Below are 275 nucleotides of genomic sequence, written 5' to 3'. Positions count from 1 at the left end.
ATACCACGACCTCAAAGGCCGACAGCAGGCTCAGAAGACGCTCCAGTGTGGCCAGAGTGCGTTCACCGAAGACGTGCGCCACAATCGTCCTCCGTATCCTGTCATACGCGTAAAACAGCCAGCGCTGATGTGATTTAGCACCGACGTAGCCCCACTGTTCGTCCATTTCAGCGCAGACAATCACATCACTGCCCGGCTGTATGCGCGAGGTTACCGACTGCGGCCTGAGTTTTTTAAGTGACGTAAAATCGTGTTGAGGCCAACGCCCATAATGC

At 54.9% G+C, this 275-nt stretch carries 1 pseudogene; it reads right to left on the bottom strand.

Annotation, left to right across the window (positions count from 1 at the left end):
• Nucleotides 1-275: pseudogene (locus K5R89_RS27275) on the bottom strand (IS1 family transposase); the annotation flags it as partial.

Origin of the sequence: Klebsiella sp. TF21-TM (genome assembly GCF_019753495.1) — a bacterium.
Classification (GTDB): domain Bacteria; phylum Pseudomonadota; class Gammaproteobacteria; order Enterobacterales; family Enterobacteriaceae; genus Klebsiella; species Klebsiella quasipneumoniae.
This window is presented reverse-complemented; position numbering and strand designations above follow the sequence as displayed.